Source organism: Okeania sp. SIO2B3 (assembly GCF_010672525.1).
Lineage (GTDB): Bacteria > Cyanobacteriota > Cyanobacteriia > Cyanobacteriales > Microcoleaceae > Okeania.
Genome location: NZ_JAAHGH010000248.1, coordinates 1 through 1,016, shown reverse-complemented (window position 1 = coordinate 1,016; position 1,016 = coordinate 1). Strand labels below are relative to the sequence as shown.

Below are 1,016 nucleotides of genomic sequence, written 5' to 3'. Positions count from 1 at the left end.
TAGACGATCGCTTTATGTTAACAGCTGTAGGACTCTGGAATTTCTACCTAATGGCAGCATAAGTGGATAGGAAAAACCAGAATCTTGTTTTGCCACTTTCAGGGCTTTATTTAGCGACAAGTCTAATTATTAATTATTCGGTAATTACAATGAAATATTGTACAAAGCAGGTCTATGAATCGAAAATTTCTTCGCGCCTTCTCAAACAGTATCGAGCGTTGGCAGAGCAAGTGCGACAGCTATATCGCTACTAGATACGATCAACGTTCAGTTAACTTTCACCGGAGGAATTCCTACAGGTAGACTCAGTCATTTTATGAGCATAGCGATCGCTATTGACCTAGAGCATACAACATCCATTTTGTCAATTTTTTAATTGATGATACGCCCCAACTTGAGGTACTTTCACCCCTTTATCTACTACTTGGCAGTTTTGAGGATATTTACAGGATTGCCTCCCTCGATCAGACTTGAATCTGGGATATTTAGCTCTACCTTCAAAAAAGTTTTTGAATGCTTTGGTGAGGTTGAGAGTGGTTGACTGCAAAACTTGAGAATAACACTCTTTTAGCCACTTAGTCTCTTGTGACTTCTTCAGCTTAGGTAACACTTTGTTTAGTGCTACTCGACTCAACCCTTTACCTGTTTCTTTGTAAGTTTCATTGCACAGATTCAAAGCATAATTCCACCACCACCTGGAACACCCCATGACTTGGCTGAGTTTCTGGGCTTGCTCAGAAGTTGGATATATTCTAACTTTTACGGCTCTGTACAATGATTTCACACAAAACATAGTTTATGGTAAAAGTATAACACATTGACATCCTCCCGACGCTGCACTTGCGTGACAGCGCGGGATTCCCTAGCATCACTGTTAGAGACTTTCTGTTTCTTAGCACCCGCATAAACGAGATTTACTCCCACAAGGTCTAAAAGCGCGCTCCTAAAGACTTGCCAGCGCCGCCAAAGGGGGTCTCCCCCATGAGCGACTGGCGCTGACACTGCTCCTCCCGCAG

General features: G+C 42.6%; 1 protein-coding gene and 1 pseudogene. Both read right to left on the bottom strand.

The window, feature by feature from the left end; all coding sequences use genetic code 11:
- Positions 1–397: 397 nt before the first annotated feature.
- Positions 398–793: pseudogene (locus F6K15_RS37980) on the bottom strand (RNA-guided endonuclease InsQ/TnpB family protein); the annotation flags it as partial.
- Positions 781–1,016: hypothetical protein (locus tag F6K15_RS37975; RefSeq protein WP_293071276.1), on the bottom strand; the 236-nt coding region annotated here is incomplete at its 5' end. The gene F6K15_RS37975 and the pseudogene F6K15_RS37980, both read right to left, overlap by 13 nt.